This window comes from Janthinobacterium sp. PAMC25594, from assembly GCF_019443505.1.
Lineage (GTDB): Bacteria > Pseudomonadota > Gammaproteobacteria > Burkholderiales > Burkholderiaceae_D > Janthinobacterium.
Map to the genome: position 1 here is coordinate 3,357,884 of NZ_CP080377.1, position 25,931 is coordinate 3,383,814.

General features: G+C 63.2%; 20 protein-coding genes. 6 read left to right on the plus strand and 14 right to left on the minus strand.

The features are described 5' to 3' along the window. The first annotated feature begins 132 nt into the window (after positions 1 to 132). Positions 133 to 867: an AraC family transcriptional regulator gene (locus KY494_RS15065; protein WP_219136200.1), complete on the plus strand. Its 735-nt coding sequence runs from the start codon at positions 133 to 135 to the stop codon at positions 865 to 867. A gap of 3 nt (positions 868 to 870) precedes the next feature. On the opposite strand, the gene KY494_RS15070 is transcribed toward KY494_RS15065, so the two are convergent. Next, on the minus strand, positions 871 to 1,767 hold the full coding sequence (locus tag KY494_RS15070) for a sterol desaturase family protein (RefSeq protein WP_219887383.1): 897 nt from the start codon (positions 1,765 to 1,767) through the stop codon (positions 871 to 873). Between the two features lie 79 nt (positions 1,768 to 1,846). Further along, a complete protein-coding gene (gene queC / locus KY494_RS15075) occupies positions 1,847 to 2,560 on the minus strand; it encodes a 7-cyano-7-deazaguanine synthase QueC (protein ID WP_219136198.1) in 714 nt (237 codons plus the stop codon). A gap of 223 nt (positions 2,561 to 2,783) precedes the next feature. On the opposite strand from queC, the gene KY494_RS15080 reads away from it, so the two are divergent. The 3 genes from KY494_RS15080 (at position 2,784) to KY494_RS15090 (ending at position 10,355) form a co-directional block, all read left to right on the plus strand. Next, positions 2,784 to 4,679 (plus strand): autotransporter assembly complex family protein, encoded by a 1,896-nt coding sequence (locus KY494_RS15080; protein WP_219891603.1) that lies wholly within the window; start codon positions 2,784 to 2,786, stop codon positions 4,677 to 4,679. Next, the gene (locus KY494_RS15085) at positions 4,679 to 9,103 is read left to right on the plus strand and encodes a translocation/assembly module TamB domain-containing protein (protein WP_219887384.1); all 4,425 of its coding nucleotides are present in this window, start codon (positions 4,679 to 4,681) and stop codon (positions 9,101 to 9,103) included. Before KY494_RS15080 ends, KY494_RS15085 begins: the two co-directional genes overlap by 1 nt. A 244-nt stretch (positions 9,104 to 9,347) precedes the next feature. Further along, positions 9,348 to 10,355: an IS110 family transposase gene (locus KY494_RS15090; protein WP_375143353.1), complete on the plus strand. Its 1,008-nt coding sequence runs from the start codon at positions 9,348 to 9,350 to the stop codon at positions 10,353 to 10,355. Positions 10,356 to 10,460: 105 nt separating this feature from the next. Here KY494_RS15090 and KY494_RS15095 read toward each other — a convergent pair whose 3' ends face one another. The 3 genes from KY494_RS15095 to KY494_RS15105 all read right to left on the minus strand — a co-directional run bounded on the left by KY494_RS15095 (position 10,461) and on the right by KY494_RS15105 (position 13,440). Further along, positions 10,461 to 10,700, minus strand: coding sequence for a hypothetical protein (locus tag KY494_RS15095; protein ID WP_034753464.1), 240 nt, complete (start codon positions 10,698 to 10,700; stop codon positions 10,461 to 10,463). A gap of 24 nt (positions 10,701 to 10,724) precedes the next feature. Further along, on the minus strand, positions 10,725 to 10,877 hold the full coding sequence (locus tag KY494_RS15100; protein ID WP_219887385.1) for a hypothetical protein: 153 nt from the start codon (positions 10,875 to 10,877) through the stop codon (positions 10,725 to 10,727). Between the two features lie 67 nt (positions 10,878 to 10,944). After that, a complete protein-coding gene (locus KY494_RS15105; protein ID WP_258194257.1) occupies positions 10,945 to 13,440 on the minus strand; it encodes a prolyl oligopeptidase family serine peptidase in 2,496 nt (831 codons plus the stop codon). Positions 13,441 to 13,624: 184 nt separating this feature from the next. On the opposite strand from KY494_RS15105, the gene KY494_RS15110 reads away from it, so the two are divergent. Continuing rightward, positions 13,625 to 14,143: a hypothetical protein gene (locus KY494_RS15110; RefSeq protein ID WP_219887386.1), complete on the plus strand. Its 519-nt coding sequence runs from the start codon at positions 13,625 to 13,627 to the stop codon at positions 14,141 to 14,143. A 10-nt stretch (positions 14,144 to 14,153) separates the two neighbouring features. Here the strand turns inward: KY494_RS15110 and KY494_RS15115 are convergent, their stop codons facing one another. From KY494_RS15115 to KY494_RS15145, 7 genes are all read right to left on the minus strand, one after another. Further along, positions 14,154 to 14,954 carry a hypothetical protein gene (locus KY494_RS15115; protein ID WP_219887387.1) on the minus strand — a complete coding sequence of 267 codons (801 nt, stop codon included), beginning with the start codon at positions 14,952 to 14,954 and terminating at the stop codon, positions 14,154 to 14,156. A gap of 12 nt (positions 14,955 to 14,966) precedes the next feature. Then, positions 14,967 to 15,989: a DUF4424 family protein gene (locus tag KY494_RS15120; protein ID WP_219887388.1), complete on the minus strand. Its 1,023-nt coding sequence runs from the start codon at positions 15,987 to 15,989 to the stop codon at positions 14,967 to 14,969. Further along, positions 15,986 to 18,817 (minus strand): ATP-binding protein, encoded by a 2,832-nt coding sequence (locus KY494_RS15125; protein ID WP_219887389.1) that lies wholly within the window; start codon positions 18,815 to 18,817, stop codon positions 15,986 to 15,988. The genes KY494_RS15120 and KY494_RS15125 overlap by 4 nt, the downstream gene beginning before the upstream one ends. Positions 18,818 to 18,825: 8 nt before the next feature. Beyond that, positions 18,826 to 19,560 (minus strand): hypothetical protein, encoded by a 735-nt coding sequence (locus KY494_RS15130; protein ID WP_219136191.1) that lies wholly within the window; start codon positions 19,558 to 19,560, stop codon positions 18,826 to 18,828. Then, positions 19,553 to 20,923: a hypothetical protein gene (locus KY494_RS15135; protein WP_096233629.1), complete on the minus strand. Its 1,371-nt coding sequence runs from the start codon at positions 20,921 to 20,923 to the stop codon at positions 19,553 to 19,555. The genes KY494_RS15130 and KY494_RS15135 overlap by 8 nt, the downstream gene beginning before the upstream one ends. A 235-nt stretch (positions 20,924 to 21,158) precedes the next feature. Further along, on the minus strand, positions 21,159 to 21,920 hold the full coding sequence (locus KY494_RS15140) for a DUF3108 domain-containing protein (RefSeq protein ID WP_375143355.1): 762 nt from the start codon (positions 21,918 to 21,920) through the stop codon (positions 21,159 to 21,161). Further along, positions 21,921 to 23,033 carry a DUF3108 domain-containing protein gene (locus tag KY494_RS15145; protein ID WP_258194258.1) on the minus strand — a complete coding sequence of 371 codons (1,113 nt, stop codon included), beginning with the start codon at positions 23,031 to 23,033 and terminating at the stop codon, positions 21,921 to 21,923. A gap of 149 nt (positions 23,034 to 23,182) precedes the next feature. On the opposite strand from KY494_RS15145, the gene KY494_RS15150 reads away from it, so the two are divergent. Beyond that, the gene (locus KY494_RS15150) at positions 23,183 to 23,899 is read left to right on the plus strand and encodes a PhaM family polyhydroxyalkanoate granule multifunctional regulatory protein (RefSeq protein WP_219887390.1); all 717 of its coding nucleotides are present in this window, start codon (positions 23,183 to 23,185) and stop codon (positions 23,897 to 23,899) included. Between the two features lie 21 nt (positions 23,900 to 23,920). Here KY494_RS15150 and KY494_RS15155 read toward each other — a convergent pair whose 3' ends face one another. Together KY494_RS15155 and KY494_RS15160 are read right to left on the minus strand one after the other, a co-directional pair. Further along, a complete protein-coding gene (locus tag KY494_RS15155) occupies positions 23,921 to 24,184 on the minus strand; it encodes a hypothetical protein (RefSeq protein ID WP_225317168.1) in 264 nt (87 codons plus the stop codon). A 16-nt stretch (positions 24,185 to 24,200) separates the two neighbouring features. Continuing rightward, positions 24,201 to 25,931, minus strand: coding sequence for a tetratricopeptide repeat-containing response regulator (locus tag KY494_RS15160; protein ID WP_219887391.1), 1,731 nt, complete (start codon positions 25,929 to 25,931; stop codon positions 24,201 to 24,203).

The following is a 25,931-nucleotide window of genomic DNA, read 5'->3' on the forward strand; positions in this document are numbered from 1 at the left end:
GTCAGCAGCATGGCTGGCAGCGGGCTGCACGATTACCATCGGTAGTCGATGAGAATGATAGTACGTTACAGCGGGCGCCCTTGCAATGCTGAATATTGTATTAAAAAAATCACAAATTTCGCAAATGCAATAATGAGTACTTCGGGAAAATTCGATACATTGGAAACCATCACGCAGGAGTCGCGTTTGCAGCAGGATAGCTGGCAGGGAACACTATGGCTGGCGCCGGACTTTGCCATCCTGCATGGCGCAGTTGGCGCCACGGACAGCCACGCCCATTATGCGCACCAGCTGATGCTGAGCACCGGGGCGCCCTTCACGGCAGAACTCGACGGTATCGTCCACACGGCGCGGCACTTGCTGATCGAAAGCCTGCGCCCGCACGCCATCGTGGCCGCGCCGGCTTTCATGCTGACCATCTATGCGGAACCGCAGCGCCTGAGCGGCGCGGCCTTGCTGGCCGCCGCCCATGCTGGCGCCCCCACGCTGGACAATGTCGCCGCCGCATTGCAGGCCCAGCCGCGCGAGCACTTGCCCGATCCCCGCCTGCGGCGCGCGCTGGAGCAAGTCGATGCGCTGCTGTCGGGCAAAGTCAGCGCGGCCGCCGTGGCCGGGGCCGCGCATTTGTCGCTGAGCCAGCTGGAACGCCTGTTCAGCGCCCAGCTGGGCCTGCCCGTGCGCCGGCTGGTGCTGTGGCGCCGCCTGCGCCTGGCCATCCGTTTCATCTTGCTCGGCAGCACCCTGACGGACGCGGCCCACGGCGCCGGCTTTGCCGATGCCGCGCATTTTTCGCGCACCATGCGCAGCCTGTTCGGCGTGCGCGCCGACCGCAGCTTGCGCCAGCTCAAGGTCAAGCTGCTCGATTAAGTGTCACTTCTGCGCCGGCTTCAAGCCGGCCGGCAGCTCGGGCGCGCGCACGCCCTCTTCCGCGCGGAATGGTTCGATCAATTGCGGCAGGTAGGCCACGGGATAATCGGGACGGCTGCCGATGCCCAGGTCTTCGCCCCGCATGCGATAATCCGGCGCGTCGAAGCAGGTGCCCAGCAAGCGGTCCCAGCAAGTAAAGAACAGGCCGAAATTCACGTCGCCGGCCGTGCCGTATTTCATGTGGTGAAAACGGTGCAAGGGCGCCCAGGCAAACACGTGGCGCAGCGGCCCCATGCGCATGTCGACATTCGCATGCTGCAGCAGCAGCTGGATCGCCACGGCAAACGCCAGCACGGCCATGACACGCTCCGGTATGCCCAGCAGCAGCAAGGGCAGCATGCCGCCCGCCGCTTCCAGCAGCAGATGCAGCGGATGCTTCATCCAGCCATTGAATCCATACAGGCGCTGCACGCTGTGATGCACGGCATGCAGTTTCCACAGAAAATAGTAGCGGTGGCTCAGGTAATGCACCAGGGTAATGCCGCAGTCGGCAATGAGGATGGCCAGCAACAGTTGCAGCCAGAACGGCAGCTGGACGGGCCAGAACGGCCCCAGCGCCAGGTGTCCTGCCAGCAGGGGAAACGCCGCCAGGCCCGGCAGGTATAGCGCCTCGTTGACGAACGCGTGCAGCACGTCGCGCCAGCCGTCGCCGTGCGCATGGTTCCAGGCATCGTCGTACGGCAGATAACGCTCGGCAAGAAAGGACGTGAGCAGGGCCAGCAGCAGCAAGGGCGGCAAGACCCAGAGAGAGGTGTCGCACACCGCGATCAGGCAGGCGGCGGCGCCGATGAAGCCGGCCCAGAAGACGGGGCCGTACAGCGCGGCAAAGAGGGATTTCATGACAAGGCGCTCCTGTGGCAAAAACCACAGCATGGCGTGTCCCCCTGCCGCGCCGCTTGAAGAAACGGCGCAAAATTACTTACTTGGCGGCCTTCCTCGCCGCGTATTGCTGGTAGCCATTCGCGCGCAGGGCGCAGGCGGGGCAAGTGCCGCAGCCATAGCCCCAGTCGTGCAATTGTCCCCGCTCGCCCAGGTAGCAGGTGTGCGTGCCGCTGCGGATCAGGTCGACCAGCGGCTGGCCGCCCAGGTCTTCCGCCAGATCCCAGCTTTGCGCCTTGTCCAGCCACATCAGCGGCGTTTCCAGTTTCAAACGCGTGTTCATGCCCAGGTTCAGCGCCACTTGCAGGGCCTTCATCGTATCGTCGCGGCAATCCGGGTAGCCGGAAAAATCCGTTTCGCACATGCCGCCGACGAGCACCGTCAAGCCGCGGCGGTAGGCCACGGTGGCGGCCACCGTCATGAACAGCAAATTGCGTCCAGGAACAAAGGTGTTCGGCAAGCCGTTTTCCTGCATGACGATCTCGACGTTCTGCGTCATGGCCGTATCGGAAATGGCGGCAATCAGGGACAGGTCGATCATGTGATCCTGGCCCAGGCGGCTGTCCCACTCGGGCGATTGCCGGCGCATCTGTTCGAGCACGCCGGGACGCACGGTCAGCTCGATCGCATGGCGCTGTCCATAGTCAAAGCCGATGGTTTCCACGCGGCTATAGTGTTTCAAGGCCCAGGCCAGGCAGGTGGTGGAATCTTGTCCACCGCTAAAGAGCACCAGTGCGGAGTCCGTTGCTAGCATAATTTCTTTCTTTTCAGTTTTACTCTGTTGCAATCGTGCGCGGGGAAACGTGATTCCCCGCGCAAAAAATACTTATTCGTCCGCCATCAGTTTACCTATTCCGGTAACATGCAGTCAGCATTTACTCATCTGGAGCACCATGTTTTCTGCACGACCCATACGGCATACGGCTGCCGGCAAGGCGATACGACCACGAATTTTGGCACAAGTAGTGACAAAAGTAATGGGGCAACTGACATTGGCGGCCGCCGGCAGTGTCATCTTGATATGCCCGATCGCCGAAGCCCGCGCGCAGGAGGGCACGCAAGATGCTGCTCCAGAGAGCGCCAGCGCCACGGAAGCGGCACCCGCGCCGCTGCAGTACGAGGTCAAGGTCAACGCGCCCGGCGACCTCGATGAGTTGCTGGAAAAAAACCTGGACCTGGAACGCTTCCGCGGCAACCCGCGCATGGACCGCGAACAATTGCAGCGCCTCGTGCGCGATACGCCCGAGCAAGCCAAAAACCTCGTCGCCACGGCCGGCTACTACACGCCCGTCGTCACGGTGCGCGTCGATACGACGGGCGCCAAACCCGTCGTCATCGTCGACGTCGACCCGGGCGAACCGGTGACCATCGACAAGGTCGAGCTGGAATTGCGCGGCTTCGACCCCACGCCGCCGCTGGCCGCATCCGAGCCCTTCGATACGGAAGGCTTGAAGCGCAGCTGGTCGCTGAAATCGGGCAGCGTGTTCCGCCAGGCCGAATGGGAATCGGCCAAGCGCGCGCTGCTGCGCGAAGTGGTGCAGACGCGCTACCCGCGCGCCCAGCTGGTCGACACGCAAGCCGTGGTTGACCCGGAAACGCACAAGGTGTCCTTGCTGGTGGTGCTCGACAGCGGCCCCGAACTGCGCTTTGGCGAACTGCGCATCGAAGGCCTGAAGCGCTACGATGCCAGCATCATCCGCAACCTCGACAAGATACGCCCGGGCGACTATTACAGCGAATCGGCGCTGCAATCGTTCCAGGCGCGCCTGCAGGACACGGGTTACTTTGCCAGCGTGGAAGTGAGCGCCGACATGAGCAGCATCCTGGGCGAGCAGATCGAGGCGGGCCAGGAAAGCCAGCAAGCCGAGGCCGCCGGTGACGCCGCCGAAACCAGGCCCCCCAACCGCGGCCCCGCGCCGCAACTGCCGCTGGTCGTGCGCGTGACGGAAAACAAGCAGCAAAACGTCAGCGCCGGTCTCGGTTTCAGTACGAATACGGGCAATCGCGCCCAGCTCAACTATGACAACCTGAACGTGTGGGGCACGCGCTTCAAGAGCGCGATCACCATGGAAACGAAGAAACAGGCGGCGCACGCCAACTTCTATTTCCCCACCACCGAGCGCGGCTACAACGACAGCGCGGGCGCCTCGTTCGAGCGCAGCGACATTTCCAATGAAATCACGGCCGTCACCACCATCTCGGCCAAGCGCAACTGGGGCGGCACCAACCTCGAACGCAGCCTGACGTTCGAGTTCCTCAGCGAAGACAAGACCATCGTGGGCCTGGAACAGACGCGCAGCAAGAGCTTGCCGCTGACCTATGCCATCACCAAGCGCAGCCTCGACAGTCTGCTGTTCCCCACCAGGGGCTACGTCATCAACGCCCAATTGGGCGGCGCCCTGCTGCCCGTGCTGACGGACGAGCGCTTCGTGCGCGTGGCCGGCAAGGCCGTGTATTACCGTCCGCTCGGTGAAAAGGGCGAGCTGATCGTGCGCGGCGAAATGGGCGCGCTGGGTTCGAAGGAAAAACGCGGCGTGCCGGCCGTCTACCTGTTCCGCGCGGGCGGCGACCAGTCGGTGCGTGGCTATGGCTACCAGGAACTGGGCGTCAAAGAGGGCGACGCCACCGTCGGCGGGCGCTACATGGCCACCGCCAGCGCCGAATACCAGTACTGGTTCAAGCCGAAGTGGGCGATTGCCGCCTTCTATGACGCCGGTAACGCGGCCGATACCGTCAAGGCGTTGACGCCGAAATCGGGCTATGGCCTGGGCGGGCGCTACAAGAGCCCCGTCGGCCCCATCAATGTCGACGTGGCATATGGCCACGCCGTCCAAAAATACCGTTTGCACTTTTCTCTGGGATTTACTTTCTGATGTCCGATATTTCTACCGAGTCCCACGACGCCGCGCCGCCACCGCCGGCGAAAAAACCGCGTCGCTGGGTGCGCTACGTGCTGATCGCCGTCGCCAGCCTGGCCGTGCTGTTGGGCGGCGCCTTCTGGTTCCTGGGCCGCGAATCGACCTTGCAGATGCTGGTGCAAAAAGTGGCCAGCGCCAGCGGCGGCGACATCGCAGTGTCGGGCGTGTCCGGCTCGCTGTACAACCGCATGCACCTGGGCCACGTCAGCTACCGCAGCAAGACGCAGCACATCACGGCCGACAATATCGACATCAACTGGTCGCCGTTCCAGTTCTTTTCGGAAGGCATCGCCATCAGCGAACTGCACGTGGCCAGCCTGTCCGTGGCAAGCACGGCGCCGTCCGAGGAACCGTCGACGATGCCCGCCAGCCTGGCCGCGCCTTTTAAAATCGGCATTGCCGACGCGCGCCTGGACAAGGTGGCCCTCATCAGCGCGGGCGGCAACACGGTATTTGAAAAGATCCATTTCACCTTGTCGGGCGACAAGTCGCAATGGCAGCTGGAAGACGCCTCGGCGCTGACGCCGTTCGGCCAGGCCACGGCCAGCGCCACGATTGCCGCCACGCAGCCATTCAAACTCAGCGGCAAGGCGGGCTTGACGCAGCTCAACCCTGCCGCCGGCGAAAAACCGGCCGCCCTGGCGCTGCAACTGGGCGGCGACCTGAATCTGCTGAACGTCACGGCCAAGGGCAGCGCGGGCGCGGCCACAGCCGATGCCCGGTTGGCGCTGGCGCCGTTCGACCCCGTCATCATCCTGCGCTCGGCCAACATCCGTGGCCGCAACATCAATCCAGGCAAATTCGACGCGACCTTGCCGCAGGCGGACCTGAGCCTGGAACTCGATGCCGCCATCGACACCCGGCCGACCAAGCAAACGGTGTCGGGCAAGCTGGCCATCCTCAACCATGCCACGCCTGGCCCCATCGACCAGCAAAAGCTGCCGCTGCGCCAGTTCGAAGCGCGCCTGGGCGGCACCCTGACGGCCACGACCCTGGAATCGGCCATCATCGATTTCGGCAACGCGGGCAAATTCACGGGCGGCGGCAAACTCAACCGCGACGCCGTCGATGGCCCCATCGGCAATGCGCAACTGACCTTGCACACGGACAAGATCGACTTGCAGCACATCTACAGCAGCATCAACAGCACGAAGATCGTCGGCGACATCGTGCTCGACAGCGACGGCAAGACGCAAACCCTGCGCGCCAGGCTCGGTGAAGCCAAGCTGCGCCTGGATGTGGAAGCGACACTGGCCGACTCGCTGGTGCAACTGCGCAAGGCGACCTTGCAGGCAGGCAAAAGCAGCGTCAACGCGACGGGCCAGATCAGCCTGAAGGACGAGCAGCCGTTCAAGGCCGTGGCCAGCACCAGCCGCCTCAATCCCGCCGACTTCGGCGCTTTCCCCGTGGCCGACCTGAACCTCGACGTGCGCGCCAACGGCCACGTTGCACCCAAGTGGCTGGCGCATGCGGACTTTACCGTGCGCCCCAGCAAGCTGCTGGATCAGCCCCTGTCCGGCAAGGGCAAGCTGACGGCCGATGCGGCGCATTTCAGCGGCATCGACGTGCAACTGGCGCTGGGCAAGAATAATGTCACGGCCAAGGGCAACTTTGGCGGCGCCGGCGAAAAACTCAACTGGAACGTCGATGCGCGCCAGCTGTCCGCCCTGAAAAGCGACTTGCTGGGCGCCGTGCAGGCCAGCGGCGTGGTGCAAGGCACGCTGCAACAGCCGCGCACGAGCTTTGTTGCCGATGCGAAGGGACTGGGCCTCACCAGCGGCAAGCGTCCCGCGCCCGACAGCGCCATCCACGCCAGCGGCGAAGTGGGATTGACGGGGCCGAAGCAGCAGGCGGAATTGAAAATGACGGGATCCTTGCAAAAGATCAACCCGGCCGCGTTTGGCGCATCACTGCCTAACGGCAACGTCAATGCGGACTTCAACGGCAGCGGCCGATTGACCAGCGACTGGCAAGTGGCCCTGAACCTGGCCCTGCGTGAATCGACCCTGCAAAATGCACCGCTGGCCGGCTACGCCAAATTGTCCGCCAACGCGAAACGCATCGACAGCGTGGATACGGAATTGCGCCTGGGGCCGAACAGCCTGCTGGCCAAGGGCGCGCTGGGCGGCGCCACCGACAAGCTCACATGGAAACTCGATGCGCCGCAACTGTCGACCCTGGGTCCCAAGTTTGCCGGCGTGCTGCATGCGGCCGGTACCGTGAGCGGCAAGATGGACGCGCCCGCCGCGCAACTGACGCTCGATGGCAAGGATCTGACCTTCTTTGGCGACCAGCAATTGAAAGCCGTCAAAGGCAGCGCCAGCGTGGGCGCCGGCCAAGGCGCGCTCGACCCCATGGTCAGCAGCCTGGACATCACGGGCTACAGCACGCCCACCTTCAAGCTGGCCAGCGCCCGCCTGGGCACGACGGGCACGCGCGGCAGCCATACGGTGAGCCTGGCGGCGCGCAATGACGATTTCGACGCCACCGTGCAAATCCGCGGCAGCCAGAGCGGCGCCGCCTGGACGGGCAGCATCGACAGCCTGCAAAACAAGGGCCGCTATGCGCTGGTGCTGCAAGCGCCCGTGCCCGTGAAAGTGGCGGGACCGGCCGGCAGCGGCGTGGCGGGCCTGGGCCAGCCCGAGCAGATCAGCGTGGGCAACGCCGTCATCAAATTGCCAGCAGGCAGCATCACCATGCAAAGCCTGGTCAAGAACGGCCCCCGCTGGAGCAGTTCCGGCCAGGCGGCCGGCGTGGCGCTGACCTACCTGGCGCAAGTGATCCCCTCGCTGCAGGCGAATGCGCGCAGCGACCTGACCCTGGGCGCGCAATGGTCGCTCGACATGCAGGTGCCGACGGCCAAGCAGAAAGACCCGTCCCTGGCCGGCATGCTGCACATCTACCGCGAAAAAGGCGATGTGACGGTGGGCGTGGAACAGCCGCTGGCGCTGGGACTGCGCACCTTCGATGCCCGCGTGGATGTCGCCAACCAGCAACTGCGCCTGGCCGTGAAACTCGATGGCGCGCGCGCGGGCCAGAGCGATATCAATGCCACCGTGCAAATGCTGAACGGACGCATCAGCAACGACAGCGCCCTCTCGCTGACGGGCACCACCAGCATCGATACACTGGCGTGGCTGGCGCCACTGACGGGCCAGCCGGGCCTGGAGCTGGGCGGCGCCTTGAAAGTGGCCTTGTCCGGCAGCGGCACCATCGGCGCGCCGCAATTGAATGGCGACATCAACGGCAGCAAGCTGCTGGTGAACTGGGCCGACCAGGGCTTGAAATTGCGCAATGGCGTGCTGCAAGCCAAGCTGGCCGGCGATCAATTGCAATTGCAGCGTTTGAGCTTTGACGGCGGCGATGGCAAGGTGCAGGCAGATGGCTGGGTGCGCTTTGCAAATGGCGAAGCGAGCCTGGAACTGAAACTGATGGCCGACCGCCTGCAGGCGCTGTCGCGCCCCGACCGCACCTTGATCCTGTCGGGCAACAGCACCCTGGTACGCAACGACAAGCGCTTCAGCTTCGAGGGCAAGTTCAAGGCCAACCGCGCGCTGATCGAGCTGGCGCCACAAGATACCCCGACGCAAAGCAATGACGTGGTGGTGCTGGGCAAGGAAGTCAAGGGCGGCAAGGAAGCGCCATCCTTGCCCCTGAATATCGATCTGGAATTTGACCTGGGCAATGCCTTCCACCTGCGCGGCATGGGACTCGATGCGGATTTGGCGGGCAATGTGCGCGCCAGGGTCATCAACCGCGCCGCGCCGCGCGTGACGGGCAGCATCCGCGTCGTCAACGGCCTGTACGCGGCGTACGGACAGAAGCTGTCGATCGAACGGGGCTTGATCGCCTTCACGGGCGCCTACGACAACCCGTCGCTGAATATCCTGGCCGTGCGCAAGCGTCCCGAAGGCGAAGCCTTGTCGGAAACGAATGTGGAAGCGGGCGTGGAAGTGCGCGGCACGGCCCAGGCGCCGACGGCCAAGCTGGTCTCCACGCCCAGCGTGTCGGACAGCGACAAGCTGGCCTGGCTGATCCTCGGCCACGGCGCGGAAACGGCGGCTGGCGACGAGATGGCCCTGCTCACCACGGCGGCGGGCGCCCTCTTCGGCGGCTCCGGCGGCGGCTTGCAGGGCAAGCTGGCCAGTTCGCTGGGCCTCGATGAAGTGGGCCTGTCGCAGGCGCAAGGGCTGGAAAGCACGGTCGTCACCGTCGGCAAGCGGCTGTCGTCGCGCGCCTATCTGACGTTCGAGCAAGGCACGAGCACGGCGACGAGCCTGGTGAAACTGCGCTACAAGCTGAACCGCCGCATCACCCTGCAGTTCCAGACGGGCACGAACAATGCGCTGGACGTGTTGTACACGTGGGCGTTTGATTAGAGTGGCGGCCAACAATGTTGTCGGATTACGCGGGGCCTTGCCCCGCTAATCCGACCTTGTATTATTCCCCTCATGCCGTTCGTGGTATTGCGAACGGCATCGACCGCTGTCAAAATCTTGGTAGGCATATCAAGACCGGGTAACTGGATGCCGTATCCGCCCTTAGGCCCCGAGCCAGCTCCGTAGATCTCGCACCAGTTACCCATCCTCCATGTCAAGATCGGACAGTATCTTTGGCACCGGCATGCCGGTTAGCCCGCATTTGCAAGGTAGATCGCAAGAGGAACACAGCATGTTTAATTTAGGAATCGACGTTGCCAAGGCCAAGCTCGACTGCGCGCTGCGCCTACCCAACGGCAAGCATCGTAACAAGGTTGTCGAGAACAACCACACAGGATTCACTGCACTCAACGCATGGCTGCTGAAGCACGCTGCCGGCAACCCCAGGGTGTGCATGGAAGCGACTGGCACCTATTGGGAAGGGGTGGCCGAATATCTCGCTGGACTTGGCATGGTGGTCAGTGTCATCAATCCGGCCCAGATCAAGGCCTTCGGCGCTTCGCGCCTGGTGCGCACCAAGACCGACAAGGTCGACGCACAACTGATCGCCGACTTCGCCCACGAACGCCAGCCAGAGCCCTGGCTGGCGCCATCGCCCGCCGAGCAATCGCTGCGCGCGTTGGTGCTGCGCCTGGATGCCCTGCAGGCGATGCGCCTGCAGGAAAGCAACCGGCTTGAAGTCGCGCGCGCGGCGGTACGCCAGGGTATCGAGGATCATATTGTCTGGCTCGACGCCGAGATCAAGGCGCTGATCCTGGCGATCCGCCGTCATATCGATGACGACCCGGATTTACGCGACAAGCGCGAACTGCTCGATAGCATCCCTGGCCTGGGCGAGCGGACGATTCCGGTACTGCTGTCCTACTATGCCAATCCGGACCGCTTCGACAGCGCCAAGCAGGCGGTAGCGTTTGCGGGACTCGACCCGCGCCAGCACGAGTCGGGTTCCAGCGTGCGTGGCAAGCCACGCATGTCGAAGGTCGGCCACAGCTTCCTGCGCAAGGCACTGTACATGCCGGCCATGGTGGCAGTCCATAAGACGTCTTGGGGCAAGCGCTTCGGTCAGCGCCTGCGTGACGCCGGCAAGGCGCCCAAGCTGATCATCGGCGCCATGATGCGCAAGCTGGTGCATGTGGCATTTGGTGTGCTCAGGTCGGGAAAAATATTTGATCCGGCCTTGCATGCCGCTTGACGGGGATAACAGTATCTACGGCCCATGTGCATACGCGTAATCCGACACCACCAGAAACAACAAAGGGCGCCTCGGCGCCCTTTTCTTTGCTCTACCGCAAACAGCTTACTCGGCCACGTCGAGCCCCCGCTCGATCATGCCTTCGACATACGCGCGCAGGTATTGTTCCAGCGCGGGGCCGGACAGCACGTTGGCCGTCAGCGCGCCGTGCGGCGAGCCTTTCAGCACGCCGTCGTGGTACACGCGCGCAATCCAGGCCACGTCCGCGCCCTGGGTGTAATCGAGTTCATAGTCAAACGATTCTCCGCTGACTTTGCGTGTGTAGACTTCCTTGACAATTGCCATCTGAAACAGCCTTTCTTGACGAGGTTAACTGGGATGCGGGTGCGGCACGGGATCGTCCTGCGGCACCGGATGCACGGGCCCCGGATGGTGCCCGGGCGCTTCTTGCGGCTCCGGTGCCGGCATGGGTTCATCGACAGGCGCCGGGTCGGGCGCGCGGTGGGCGTGGATGACGGTCATGGCTAGCCTCCCTGCAGACAAAAGAAGACCATACCACGAGAGATGCGCCACCTGCCCTGCGCGCCCCTTATTTCGCTGCAGGCTTGACGTCGGCGGCCGGCGGCGGGGCGTTCTTCACATATTTCTCCAGCCAGTTGTTGCTTTCATACAGCATCTGCATGATCGATTCGCGCGCGCGGTAGCCATGGCTCTCGTTCGGCAGCATCACCAGGCGCGCCGTGCCGCCCAGTCCCTTGACGGCCTGGAACATGCGCTCGCTCTGGATGGGGAAGGTGCCCGAGTTGTTGTCCTGCTCGCCATGGATCATCAAGAGCGCATCCTTGATCTTGTCCGCATAGTTGAACGGCGACATGGCCTGGTAGACGGCCGGCGCCTGCCAGAACGAACGCTCTTCCGCCTGGAAGCCGAACGGCGTCAGGGTGCGGTTGTAGGCGCCGCTGCGGGCGATGCCGGCGCGGAACAGCCGCGTATGCGCCAGCAAGTTGCCCGTCATGAAGGCACCATACGAGTGGCCGCCGATGGCGATGCGGTTGCGGTCGGACACACCCCGGCGCACCACTTCATCGACGGCCGCTTCGGCATCGGCCACCAGCTGCGGCAGATAGGTGTCGTTCGGTTCCTGCTCGCCGTTGCCGACGATGGGGAACGATGGATTGTCGAGCACGGCGTAGCCCATGGACAGGAAGGCGGCCGGGCCCCAGTAGCTGACGGCGTTGAATTTGTACGGCGAACCCTTGGTCTGGCTGGCCGCGCTGGCCGTCTTGAATTCCTGCGGATACGCCCACATCAGGGTCGGCAGCGGGCCGTCGCGCTTGACGTCGTAGTTCGGCGGCAGCATCAATGTCGCCGTCAGGTCCACGCCGTCGGCGCGCTTGTAGCGGATCAGCTCTTTCTGCACGTCCTTCAATTGCGGCAGCGGATGGGGGAAGTGCGTGAGGGCCGTCAATTGCGCGGCGCCCTGCTGTTTCAGGTTGCGCACAAAGTAATTCGGCTGCTCGGTCGGCGATTCGCGCGTCGACAGCAAACGGCTGCCGTCCTCGTCCAGCACGGCCACTACGTTTTCATAGTAGGGCGCGGCGCTCTGGAACAGGCGCTCCTTCTGTTTTGTCGCCAGGTTCAGACGGTCGATGAACGGGCGGTCGCCATCCTTCGAGGCGCCCTGGCCATCGAGCAGGATGGAGTTATCAAAGGCGATGAGCAGGCGCGGCAAGCCAGCCGCATCTGCGCGCATGACGGGCTGGCCCGGATCGTTGTAGCGGTCTTCGAAGGATCCCGCATACACGAGGTCGGCCGGCGTGGAAGGTTGATCTGGCGAAATCTTCCACTGCTTGACGGCGCGCGTCTTGTACCACGCTTCGCTGAGCAGGGCCAGGTCACCACGGCCCCAGGCCACGCCCGCGTAGCGCGAGCCGAGCCTGGCCAACACGGCGGGCTTGGCAGTGAACGGCGCCGCCTGCGTGTAGACGATGTCGCGGATCTCGACCGTCTTGGCAGGATCGCCGCCATCCTGCGCTTCGGCCCACACCAAAGTAGCGGGCGCATCGACGCGCCAGTTGACGGAGCGCACGCCGGCGGACACGGCATCATTGCCTGGCGGCAGCCCTTCCTCCAGCGGCAAGGCCGCCACCGCGTGCTCCACCTTGCCATTCAGGTCGCGCACGTCGATCTTGTGGGCAAAGTCATGCGCCGGGACGATGTACGAATACGGACGCACGATGCTGGTCGTCAACAGATGCTTGCCATCGGGCGAGGCCGACACGCGCGAGAACTGGCCCGGCTGGCCCACCAGGCGCTGCTTGCCCGTCACGTCCAGCAAGGCCAGCTGCACGGTGATGTAGTGTTCGAACAGCTGCGCATCCTGTTCGTTCTTCAACAGGTCGGGATAGGTGCGCAATTGCTTGACGCCACCGCCCGGCACGCTGTCCTGGATGGACGGACCCGTCGGGATGCCGTTGGCCACGGGTGCCGCGCCCAGCTTGACCGGCTTCAGCTGCACCAGCAGGGTCTTGCTGTCCGGCATCCAGGAAAAACCACGGCCATACACGGTCGACAGGGGCGCGCTGGCCAGCTTGCGCGCCGCTTTCGTCTGCACGTCGAGCAGCCACAATTGCACGCCCGCATCCTTCACGCCCTTGGCGGGATCGGCATAGGCGACATGCGTAAACGCCAGGTAGCGCTGGTCGGGCGACCAGGCCAGGTCGGCGATGCGGGGCGAGGCGGGCAAGCCGCTGACCTTGATCTCCTTCTGCGTATCGATGTCGAGCAATCCCAGTCCCGTGTGGAAGCTGAAGCGGCTGGCCGAATAGGTGCGCGGATTGATGCGCAAACCGGCCAGCTTCAGTTCCGGCTGTGCCACTTCGCTAATGCCGGGCAAGGATGGCGTGGGCAGCACGGCCGCCAGGTTGCGTTTCGGGCTCAGGCTCAGGGTCGGCGCGCGCGGCGCATCGACGATGGCTTGCAGGGGCGCTGGCGGGGCTTGATAAGCGCTATCTTGCGCCATGGCCAGGGAGGACGAGGCCAACAGGCCGACAGTGATGGGCAGCAAAGGCAAACGAGTAGACATGGAACTCCAGTGTATGAAGGTGGCGACAACAAGCGAATGCACCGCTCATGGCGGCGCATTGTGACAAGGCATAGTGCGTTCATGCCATGTAAATGTCAACCAGCAACTTTTACCGTTTGACAAGCATCGCCGCCCGTCCCCATCTCGCTTACAATCGCTGTTTTACCCGCACCCGATTGCCTACATGGAAACCACCACCCTCGCCCTGCTGTTACTGGTCCCGCTGCTGGTCTGGCGCATTTATTCGCGCCTGAAGAAACTGGTGGCGCGCCAGAAGTCGCAGCTGTGGCGCCACTGGAGCGTGGCGATCGCGTTTCCCGCGCTGCTGCTATTCCTGGCGACGACGACGAAATTCGACATCCTGCCCCTGTCCAGCCTGGGCGCGGGCGCGCTGGCCGGTGGCTGGCTGGGCGTGCTGGGCTTGAAGCTGACGCGCTTCGAGCAAGTCGGAAAAGATTTCTTCTTTACCCAGCACCGCTACCTGGGCCTGGCCATCACGATGCTGTTCATCGCCAGATTGCTGTACCGCGGCATGGAAATCTATATGAACACGCGCGAGGCCGTGCCAGTGCCGCCGCCGCCGTTCGGCCAGAGCGCGCTGACGATGGCCGCCTACGGCCTCGTCATCGGCTACTACGCCGTGTATGCGTGGGGCCTGGTGCGCTGGCGCCAGCGCAACAAGCCGCTGCAGGCGCCCGAGTAAGTCAGATCAGTCAGTAGTACTGGCACAGGCCGGTACACGTCGTCACCGCCAGTGCCTGGCGTATCGTCGCCAGCGCCGGCGCCAGGGCGGGATCGAGATCCTTGTCCGCATCGGCCAGGCTGGTCGGCAGGCGCTCGCGCAACGGCAGCGCCATCAGATTGGCATTCGCTGTGGCGTGCTGCGCCGCCGCTTCCAGCATCCGCTTCTTTTGCGCCACGCTCCAGAACGGCCCTTGCACGAACTGCACCACGCCAGCATACAGGGCGGTCGAACCCTTGCTGAAGGCGCGCGCGCGCATGCGCTCGGTTCCGCTCACCGCATCCGCTGGCTGGGCACTGAATTCCTGCTCCATCAGCCCGATCACATGGCCATGACAATGCATGCCAAAGGCAAACAAGGTGCTCATTTCATCGCCATAATTGGCCAGGTTCCGCGTCATCTGGTCCTTGCGCGCCTGCAGCAGCTCAGCGCCGGACAGCGGCAAAGGCCATGAGAGGCCAAACGCATAGTATGTTTTTCCCAGCCGCATGGCCTGCTCGCACACGGCCACGCTCTGGTTCATGTCCTGCAGCGCCGCGACGGGCGCCTGGAACAGGCGCGGGCGCTCGGCGATCTGCGCAAACAGCTGCGCCACCTCGGGGTCGCCCAGGCGCGGCAAGCCGCTTTGCGGCGTCGCCTTGGCCATCAGCGCTTCCAGCTGGCCGCTGGCTTGCTGGAAATCGGTATGGCTGTCGGCCCAGGCTGCAGGCGCGGCAAGCAGCGCGCCCAAGAACAGGCTACGCAGACGGCGGGCGAGAATCGGAGTGGGCATGGCGCTGTCTTTCTATTTCTTCAGCAAGTAATTGGTACGCAGCGCAGGCGCCTCGCCCGTATTCTCGCTGCCACCCTCGACATTGCCGAAATACACGTTCAGATCCTGCTGCGGGCGGAAATTGCGCAGCTTGACTTGCAAGGTGGTGGGATTGATCTTGGTAAACGTGCCGGGGAAGCACAGGCTGACCAGCTCGTCCGGCTTGCCCTTGACCAGGTTCAGGGTAAAGTCCTCGATGCCATTCTTCCAGGTATTGCCCGTCTTGAGGATGTACGAGACCCACTTGGCATTGACGAAGCCGCCCTCGCCCTGTTGTGCCACCAGGCGGTTCCACGTCTTGTAGAAGGCCTTGTCGCCGCAGTATTTCTTTTCAAATGTATTGCCATCGCCCAGGTAGGAAGCGCCGGGGCCGGCCGCGACGAACGGTGCATATTGATGGCGCACGCGCACGACTTTACCGGCAGGAAATTTCTGCTGCCACTGGTAGACCACCGTCACGGACCAGGCCGGCACCCATTCTTCGTCTTCGGACAGCTTGGCCAGCAAGCCGTCGGCGATCATGGCTTTTTTCTGCGCGGCGCTCAAGGGCGCCACCTTTTTTTCGAACGGGCTGAATGACGGGAAATAAGCGACTTGCGCATCCGACAGGCCCAGCTGCGCCAGGCGCGCCGTCACGTCACGGCCGTCGAGTTTGGCGAGCAGCACGGTCTGGTAATCCTTGCGCTTGCCGTCGACCTCGATCGAGAACTGCCGCGGCTGGCCATAGTACGTGGGCGACTGGTGGTAGCCGGCCTGGTAGGCGGGCAGCGGGAAGATGATCGTCTCTTCCACATCGTTTGTCGATTCGTTGAGGAACTCGTACTCGACCCTGATCAGGTCCGTGCTGACCGTCAGCACTTCCTTTTTCATGGCCACGGCGTCGGTCTTGCCGACGATAATGCCGCCGGCACTGACCGAACCGATGCCGTCATTGGCCATCGCTGACACCGAGAACGCCAGCGCCAGCGCGGCCGACAGCAGCAAACGGCGCATCATGCCACCTTGCCCGCTACGGGCTCGACCCGGCGCTGCAGCACGAAAATCGGTTGCGCCCATTGGCTATCCTTTTTCTTTTTGCTCGTGATCAAAGTCAGTTCCGAGGGATCGTAGACATCCGTGTTGTGCGTCAACGGCGTCGTCATCAGGTATTGCGCTTGCGTATTCTTCAGGAACTCGCCGACCAATTGAATGTTGCGGATATCGAGGTGGGCAAACGGTTCGTCGATGAAGACGAAGCCGCCGGAACCGTCTTCCGATTTCAGCAAGCCGATCAGCAACACCAGCGACTTCATCACCTGCTGGCCACCCGACGCTTCGCCATCGTTCATGCCGATCACGCCCTTGCCGTCGAATTTAAAACGCACGTGCAAGCCCGCCTGCGACAACTGCACGTCATCGTTTTCCAGGCGCACGGGGTCGGCATGCACTTCGATGCCGGCCAGTTCGCCCAGCTCCTTGATGTTCTTGCTGTAGGTCTTGATGGTGTAGCGCAAGCGCTCCATGTAGGCGCCGCGGGCGTTGCCCGTCGCTTCGATGGCGCGGTTGTTCTGGTAGCGGCGCTCGTCCGTTTCCGACTGGCGGCCATGCAGCTGGTCCGACAGGCGGTGATGCTGGTCGATGACGGTGGCGTCGAGTTCCCAGTCGTCGCGCGCCAGGCTGTTTTGCAGGCTGGCCACGCGCAAGTCGACCTGATGCGCATTCTGGTGCTCGGCGACGAGGGCCGCGCGGCGCGCGGGCCGACGCCAGCTTTTCGGCAGGTGGCGCCACGCATGGCGCAGGGCCAGCAAGGCGCGCGCATGCTCGGCGCGCTGTTCAATCTGTTTCTTGTAGCCGAGGCGCGATCCCGCTTCCGCTTCGGACAAAGCCAGGCGTGCGTTTTGCCACACGGTATCGGCACGCGTGCGCGCCACGGTGGCGTTTTTTGTCAGGTTTTGCAACTCGCCCAAACGGCCACCCACTTCCAGGCGCTCTTCCTTGAGCGGCTTCGAATTGCGCAGCGCTTCGGCGAACTCTTCCTGGCGTGCACTGAGTTCCTTGGCCGCGTCGACGCCGGCGATGCGCGCCTTCAACGCGCCCACTTCCGCCGCCAGTTTCGAGATCGCCAGGGTCAGCGTATCTTCCTGTCCTTCCAGGCCCGGCAGCGAGCGCAGCAGCGCTTCCAGGCGGCCGCTGCGGCCAGCCTGGCCGAAGCGGTAGCGCGACGCTTCCACGAACAAGGAACGGCCGCCACGGCGTTCGCGGTGATACGCCTCGGGCGTGATCCATTCCTCATGGTTGCCCAACTTGAAACCGGCTTCGACGGAATCGACGCGCGCGATGCGCGACAACTGCTCGATCAGCCAGCTGGGCACGGGCGCGGAAAATTTCACCACCGCCAGCAAGCTCTCGTCTTTCGCGTCAGGCGCCGTGACCAGCTCGGGCACGATGAAGTGGCGATAGCGCTCCTTCTCGGCCAGACGGTAGGCGGCGGCCGCATCCTTGGCCTTGTCGAGCAAGACGACGGAGGCGTAACCGCCCAAGATACCTTCGACGGCGCCCTGCCAGCGGCTGTCCGTCACTTCGACGATGTCGGACAGCATCGCGTGTGCAATGCCCGCGTCGCGCAGCGCGCGGCGCATGCCACGCACATTGTCCGGCTCAGGCATGGCCGTCTTGCCTTGCAGCGCGGCAATCGTTGCCTGCTCGCCCGCGATGCGGGCCGACAGGGCGTCGCGCTGCTGGCGCTGCTGCAGCAATTGCGCTTCCTTCTGCTCCAGCTGGGCCGTCACTTCGGCGATGTCGCTGCCCGAGTCGGCCGCCAGCTTGTGCAAACGGTCTTTCTGCTCCAGCAGGCTGTCCAGCGGTTTCAGTTTTGCATTGATCAGGGATAGGCGACTCTGCAAGCCGATCGATTCCTGCTCCAGCAGAGTTTCGTTCATCTGCGCGTCGGACAGGGCCTTCGCCTGCGCAGCCAGCGCATTGCGTTTATCGGTCAGCTGCTGATCCGCCTGCGCCATCGGTTTGCGCGCATCGCGCAATTGCCGGCTGGCGATGGCGGCTTTTTCGCGCGCCTCGTGGTACTGCAAGCTGGGCAGCACTTCTTCCAGCAGGTTGCGGCGCTCTTTATGCAGCCCTTCCCACTGATGGTAATTGGCCACGCGCAGGCGCAAGCCTTCCAGATTGGTCTTCGACGCTTCCAGTTCCGTTTCGAAGCGTTTCAGCTCCACTTCCGTATCGCGCTGGTGGCGCTTGGCTTCGTCGTAGGCGTCCAGCACTTCCTTGTCGCCAAACACCTGGAACACCAGGTCGAGCAACTGGCGCGGCGCGTATTCGCACAATTTGTCCGTCTCGCCCTGCTCCAGCGCCAGCACTTTCGACATGGCGGGCGACAGGCCCGCATTGGCCAGGCGCTTGCGGTAGTTTTCCACGCCCAGCCAGTCGTTGGCGTCCGTGATGTCCTCGATCTGCACATTGCCTGGACGCATCAGATACTGGCGCTTCCAGTCGCCGCCATTCTTCTGGATCTGGCAAAACAGGGTCACTTCATCGTCGCTGAAGAAGCCGGAACTGCGGAACGGGCGGTTCGACAGCTGCTTGCCCACGTTCTTGTTGTCGACCACGGCGCGCAGCCAGGCCGTCTGCTGGCCCGAGTGGCGCGCATAGTGTTTATACGTGCGCCCCATCGAGCAATCGAGGCCGAACAGGGTGCGCAAGGCGTCGAGCAAGGTGGTCTTGCCCGAGCCGTTCTGCCCCGCGATGGTGATGATCTTTGCGTCGAGCGGAATATTCTTGATGCGCTGCCAGTAATCCCAGTGCACCAGTTCAAGTGATTTGATATGAAACATGGGCGCTTTCAGTGAGGGAGGTCGGACGCAGGCTCGTCGCCCGCGTCTGGCAAGTCGCCGATGTCGGCGGACAGGTCGTCTGCCAGGTCGGCATCCGGGTCGACGGCCACCAGGCGCGCCGGGGCGCGCTTGAACACGTCGGCCAGGGCGCCGTTGATGATGCGCTCTTTCAAGACGTCGGTATCCATCATCAGGTCCAGCAGCGGGCCTTCCAGGATGAAATCGCCGCGCCGCTCGATGAAGCCCAGCTTGGCCAGGGTGCCCAGGTTCATATCCATGCGCGTCTTCTTGCCCAGCTTGTCGCCGAAGTCCGACAGCAGCGCCTTGTAGGAAATGCCGATCGACGCGTCTTCCGCGCGCGGCAGCGGTTTTTCCGTGCCGAACATATCATTTTGATCGTCGTCCGCGTGCTGGTGCGTTTCCTGGCGTTCGCGCTTGGGCAGGATGATCTGCGCCCACAGCACCACCAGCAAGGCTACGCCATCGCGCGCCAGGCCGAAATTATTGTTTTGCCACACGTCGCGCGCGCCGAAAATCTTCGGCTCGATGGTACGCGTCAGGGCCAAGGTCACGTGGTCGGCATACACGTTGTCGAGCAGTTTCAAGCCGCAGGCCAGCAGGCGCGCATCGATTTCGGCGCGGAACAGCTCGTCGGACAGCACGCGCTTGACGAGCTTGTCGTCGCGGCGCAGGGTTTGATGCGTGAGCAGGCGCGCAATCAGGATTTGGGAATCGTCATTCATCGGCTGTGCCGCTATCTAAATCAAGTGAAACATTCAGTGAAAGCGAGGCGATCGACATGGCCGCCACGTGGGGGTCGGTCAGCTGGACCATCTCGTCGGTCGGTGTAAAGGTGATCGGCAAACGGGCCAGTTCGGCCGTCGAGCCTTGCAAGCTCGCTTCGGAGACATCACCGAGCAGCGGCAGCATCGAGGCGCGGTACGAGGCCACGGCAAAGCTGGCCGGCAGCAGCGAATCCTGCACGGGCACCGATTTCGGCCCTTCTTCGCCGATGCTGGGGAAATTGCCCAGGCTGGCAAAGTTCGACAGGCGTTCGAGCAAGTCATCGAGTTCAAGCTGCATGGCGGGACCGTCGCTGATGGTGGTGGGCGCGTCCTCTCCGCTGGGCAGGCCCGTGTTGATGACACCTGCCGCCCGTTCGGACAGCAGTTCCGTTTCGGCCACGTCGATCATTTCGGCCGGCGTGGAGAACAAGGGCACGACGGGCTGGTCGATGGCGCCCTCGGCCAGGCTGGCCAGGTCTTCATGCAGCAAGAGCCAGCGCTTGATGTCCGTGGTCGACAGGCCCGACTGGCCCAGGTGCACGCGCTGGCGCTCGATCTGGTTCAGCGCGCGTGAAAACATGCCTTGCATGTTCAGCAATTTGCTTTGCGCGCGGCCGATCGCCTGCGCCGCCTTGTGCGTGGCGCTGTCCGCGTTTTCATCGGAGGTAATCGCCACGAGAATCTCGGAACCCTTTTCCACCCAGTCGCAGGCCATGTTCCACTTCGCTTGCGCCGTGCGCAGCCGGAATTCGGAACCGGAAGCGATCGCGTCGGAGAACTCTTCCGTCAAATCCACCAGCCGGCCCAGCAAATGCTGGAGTTGTTCAACGGATACGCCGCCGACGGCTTGCGCACCAGCCACCTGCGACAGCAGAAAGCCCATTTCCGCTTCGTCTTCCGTCTGGCCCAGGCCCAGCAAGCTGTCGATGGCGGACAGCACGTTGCGCGCCATGGGCGTGACGCGGTACACGCCCTGCTGCGCATCCCAGGCCAGCAACTGGTTCGAGCGCAGGCGCAGCAAGACCGTTTCCAGGCTTTCCGGCAATAAATAGGCCAGCTTGGTGTTGATATCAGCGCGCGTATAGGCGGACGTGGCCGCATCGGACGCCAGCTCGCGCAACACCAGCAGACGCACCAGCACGCCATCGAAACCGCCATGAAACAGGGCCGTAAACACTTGCAGCAAAGGCTGCGCCCGCTTCAAGTGAAATACCTGCTCGATCTCGTCGGCCGAAATATTGGGCTGGAAATGCGCCTGCAAGGAATCGTGATGCTCTTGCTCTGTCTGATGTGCATCCGTAGCCACGGCTGCACTTGCCATTATATCAATCATTCTTTTCCGGATGAGTGTTCAGCGGGCGGCGCAGCGGGCTAACGCAGCGCTGCGGGGCGGGGGCGTCAGTATATCAGTTCTGACATGCAATTTAGCGTGCGGCAGGGGGCGCTGCGGACGCCGCGCAACGCTGGCGCCTGCGTATTAAGACTCCTGATGGCGAAAACCCATGAAAGGCTGGGGTCAGACCCGGCGGGTCTGACCCCACAACAACAGCAAGCGCTTACTTCTTGACGATCTTTTGCAAGGTCTGCTCGACATAATCACCGTCTTCATCGGCGAACGTTACCTTCACTGGATACCATTCCAGCGACGGCGCCAGCCACAGGTCCACTTGCTGGCCCTTCTTGTCCGGCGGCGGCGCCTTGACCAGGTGGATGGCAGCCACTTCGCCCAGGCCGGTGGCGACCTTGTCATCCTTGACGACCTTGAAGGTCCACGGCTCGGCATCGTGGCGGCCGGCAACGAAAAAGCTCCATTCCGAACCGGGCGTGAATTTCTCGGGCGTGGCGCGCGCCACGCTGACCAGTTGCCAGACGGTGCTGTTGCGGTCCTGCTCACCGCCTTTCAGCGGATAGCTGTCATCGCCCTCGCTGAAGACGATGGTCTTGCTGTCGCGCTTGAACGTGGTGGTGGCCGCTTCCTTGCGGAAACGTTTTTCCACGAATTGAGAAGGCGCCAGGCCGTAATCGTCCACCGTACCTTCGCTGCGCTGTTCCAGGATCTTGCCGAACAGGGCCGCCTTGGTTTCGGCCAGCAGCGAATACTTGCCGTCGCCCACGCGCCAGTTGCTGACCGATTCGCCGGACAGCGCAATGCCGCGCTGTTTCGCCTTGATCGAATAGACGAGGTCAGCCGATGGCGCCAGCTTGTAGGGGCGCTTGATGACGGGATGCTCCACGGGCGCGTCGGCCATGGCGGGAGTCAGGGTGGCGGCCAGCAAGCTGGCCAGCACAGCGCGTTTAAAAGTAGTCAAAGTCATCATTTATTTTCCTGTAGCGTCATTGACGCGAATTTGGGTCACGGTTTGCGTGGTCAAAGCCCCGCTCGCCTCGGTATTGCGTATTTGTACCGGATACCATTGCATGGACGGCGCCAGCCAGATATCGAGCTGCGACGAATAGCTGCCGGGCTTCGGTGGCCGGCGCAGATGCCAGGTCACCAGACGGCCCATTTTGGTCTCGAGTTCTTCTTCGCCCACCAGCTGGAAGCGGAACACGGTCGCTTCCTTTTCCTCGCCGACGAGGATGTCGATATTGCCGGCCAGCTGGTTGACGTCGGCGCGGCCGATGGCGGCCAGCTGGAACGGCACGGTGGCCTTGTCCTGCGCCCCCTCCTGCCATGGAACCGTGGCCGTCGTGGCCGAAAACGTGATGGCCTTGGCGTCGCGGTTGAAATGCATGGCCGTTTGCGCGCGGCCCTTGCGTTTTTCCGTGGCCGTGACAGGCACGATGCCGCTGCCATCGATCACCCCCTCGCTGGTCAGCACCAGCAGGTTGATACGCGTGATCAGCATGCTCAAGCCCACTTCCAGTTTCAGCTGGTAGGTATCGCCTTTGTTCTCCCACGCCATGGCGGCCACGCCCTGCCACTTGGTACCGTCGGCATCGCGCCGGTCCACGTGCAAGTCGAACTGGGCCGAGGCAGGCACATTCGTCTTGTAGTGCCGTGCCTGCTCGACGGCCGGTGGTGGCGGCGCGGCAGCTGGCGCGGGCGCGGCCGCCACGGCGGGCACGGGCGCCGTGATGGCCGGGGCAGCCACTGCGGCCGGCTCGGACGTGGCAGGGCCTTCCGGCACATCGCTGGCGGGCGCCGTCCACTGGGGCGTTTCGCTCGACGCCAGTTCCGTCGGCGGCGGCGGTGGTGGCGGCCTGGGCTTGGGCATGGGGAGCTCGGGCGGCGGTGGCACCACTGGCAGGGGCCTGGGCGGCTCGGCGATCAAGGCCATGCTGACCACCTGCGCATGATTCTGTCCCAGCGGTACCATGCGGGCATGCGAGGTGAGCCATTCCAACGCCACGTAATGCAGTGCGCCGATGACCGCGACAAAGATGACGGTACGGCGGCGCGGCGGCGAAAAGAAGGAGTCTGGCATCATAGGCTGTAGTGTAACGCTTCCGCCCCACTTCCCGCGTCTTGCCCGTGCTCAACTCCTGATGTTTTATGTAAGAAAATGTTGGCAGCGTTGCGTCAGTTGCAAGCTGATATCTGCTACGCTAGGGACATCCACCTACCAGGAGATTTCGCATGGCAAATCCGCAAATGCCCCAAATACCGGGCGCAGCAGTTGTGACCGATACCCTCGACTTCGTCAAGAACCTGTGGGGCAGCATGAGCGTGCCCGGCATGGGCATGCCCGGCATCACGGCGCCCACCATGTCGGTGGAAGAGCTGGACAAGAAAATCAGCGACCTGAAAGCCGTCGAAGCATGGCTGAACCTCAATACCAGCATGCTGCGCGGCAGTATCCAGGCGCTGGAAGTACAGCGCGGCACCATCGCCACCCTGAAATCGATGGGTGCTTCACTGGCGGCGGCCATCACCCAGCCAGGCGCCAGCGAGAAAACCGTCTTTGAATCGGTGCCCTACGCTTCCGCGTTTTTCCAGCAGGCAACACCTGCGGCGCCAGCGCCAAAACCGGCGCCCGCACCTGCACCCGCGCCGGAACCCGCTGCGGCGGCGCCCGACGATGCCGGCAACCAGGCAGCAGCCCAGTTGGCCAATCCAAGTGCTTGGTGGAATTTGTTACAAGATCAGTTCAAGCAGGCGGTGTCGACGGCAATGTCGCCCGATGCTGCCAGTGCGGCAGCGGCCAGCTTTGGCAGCGTAAGCAAAGCCAAGCCAGCGGCCAGCAAGCCGGCCAAACCTGCCGAGGCAGGCACGGCAGCCAAGGCCAAGGCCCCGCTGCGCAAGGCGCCCGCGAAACGCGCAGCGCCCAAGGCTAAAGCACCAGGCAAGGCCTAGCACTGCAAGCCAGCGATATGATCAGGCGATACGATGAATGCGGATCGCCTCGATCATGTTGTCGGCCTGGCGTTTTACGTCACCGATCGTGATCAGGCCTTCGTCGGCCAGCGCCTTGGCGTGCTCGTACGAAGACTGGAATGTTTCCAGCGTGTCTCCCTTGGCGGCGACCGGGCGTACCCAGGCAATACTGCCGACCTTCATTTTTTTGTACACTTCATTGACCACATCACGCATAGTTTCTTCCTTATTGTTGTAAAGCAACTCAAGCACGGGCGAACCCACGCTGGCCCCTAGTTTATCATCCGGCACGCTCGCGCACGGATTTTCCCCCTTTTTCCGGCGCCGGCGGCGTTTTTTCCGGCACATCGACGGCCTGTTCCGGCCCGGGCGGCGGCGTCAGCTGCACCAGTTGCTCCATCAATTGCGCAAAGCGCTGCTGTCCCGGTGCAATTTTGTCTACATACAACAACACTTCCATGGCTTCGGCCGCCAATTCCGCCTGGTAACCGCGCTGCTCCAGGAAAGACACGATGATTTGCGCGGAATTGAACAGGATGCGCAGGTTGTTCGGCAGTTTTTCGCGTGCCGCGCGCATCCAGGCGACCGCCTCGTTGAGCTTGTCCGTCTTCCATAGCAGGACGCCCTTGTTCATCAAATCCGACGCTTCCTTGCGCGCAGCGATGATCAGGCTGGTCCCTTCGTCGCCCATCTTCGCCTTGTCGAAGATCTTTTGCACCTCGTCCTGCACCACCTGGTTGTCGTGATTGTTCTTCACCACGTAGCACAGCAGGCCGGCCGGCGCGTCCTTGACGCCGACGGCGAACAGCAGGGTCGCCAGTTCCATGCAGATACTTTTTTCGGGCCGCGCCGGGTCTTCCGCCAGCATGGCTTCGAGTTCGTCGCCGCACTTGCGCGCGCGCCGGTAATCGCCCGTTTCGTGGTGCACCATGCCTTCCGTGATCTTCGCGCGCAAACCGATTTGCTCGGGCGGGAATTCACGCTGCGCCAGCAACAGCCATTGCAGCGCCTCCTTGGCATCCTTCTTCAGTCCGCACACGCGCGCCAGGCCCAGATAGGCATCGGGCGTCTTCATGACGGAAAATTCACCGATGGAAATACATTTGCGAAAAGCCTTTTCCGCCATGCTGACATTGCCGATCTTTAACGCCGCCAGCCCCAGATTGCGCTGGCGCGGCACGGAATTGGGCGACAGGCGCGCCGCCTTTTCCAGTACGCCGCACGCTTCCTCGTGCTGACCCATCAGCTGGTAAGCGACGGCCATCTGATCATAGGCATCGATGTAATACTTGTTTTCGACGATCACGCCCTGGAAGATCTGCCGCGCCGCCTCGTGCTCGCCGTTATTCATGCGGATCTTGCCCAGGCCCGCCCTGGCCCAGCTGTAATCGCGCTCGGCCAGCACTTTTTCGTACACGGCGCGGGCCTTTTCCGGCTCGCCGCTTTTCAGCAGCAACGATGCCTTCATGCGCAGCAATTCCAGCGCGTGCAGCTTGTTGAGCTCGATCTGCGCGTCGCACAATCTGGCCGCGCGCAAATAATCCTTTTCCATGCAGGCCTGGTCGATTTCGCGGAACACCTGCTTCTTGTGCCACACGCGGTTCAGCCGCGTCAGCAGCACGCCTTCCGTGATCGGCTTGATCAGGTAGGCGTCGGGCTGGTGCTCGGCCGCGCCCATCACCGATTCCACGCTTTTTTCGGCCGACACCATCAGCCATACGCTCGATGGCGCCGTCAGGTTGCGCACGCGCGTCTCTTCCAGCACTTGCTGGCCATTCTTGCCTTCGCCCAGGTTGTAATCGCACAGCACCACGTCATAGCGCGTCTTGGCCAGCAGCTTCATGGCTTCGCCGCCGCTGGCCGCCTGGTCGATATGGCGCGCACCCAGGTTGCGCAAGGATTCGCGCAGCAGGATGCGGATGCCGATGAAGTCGTCGACCAGCAGATAATGCTTGTCGGCCCAGTCGGTGCTGCCCGCTTCGGCGGCGGTGGCGTGGCTGTCTGTCGTCAT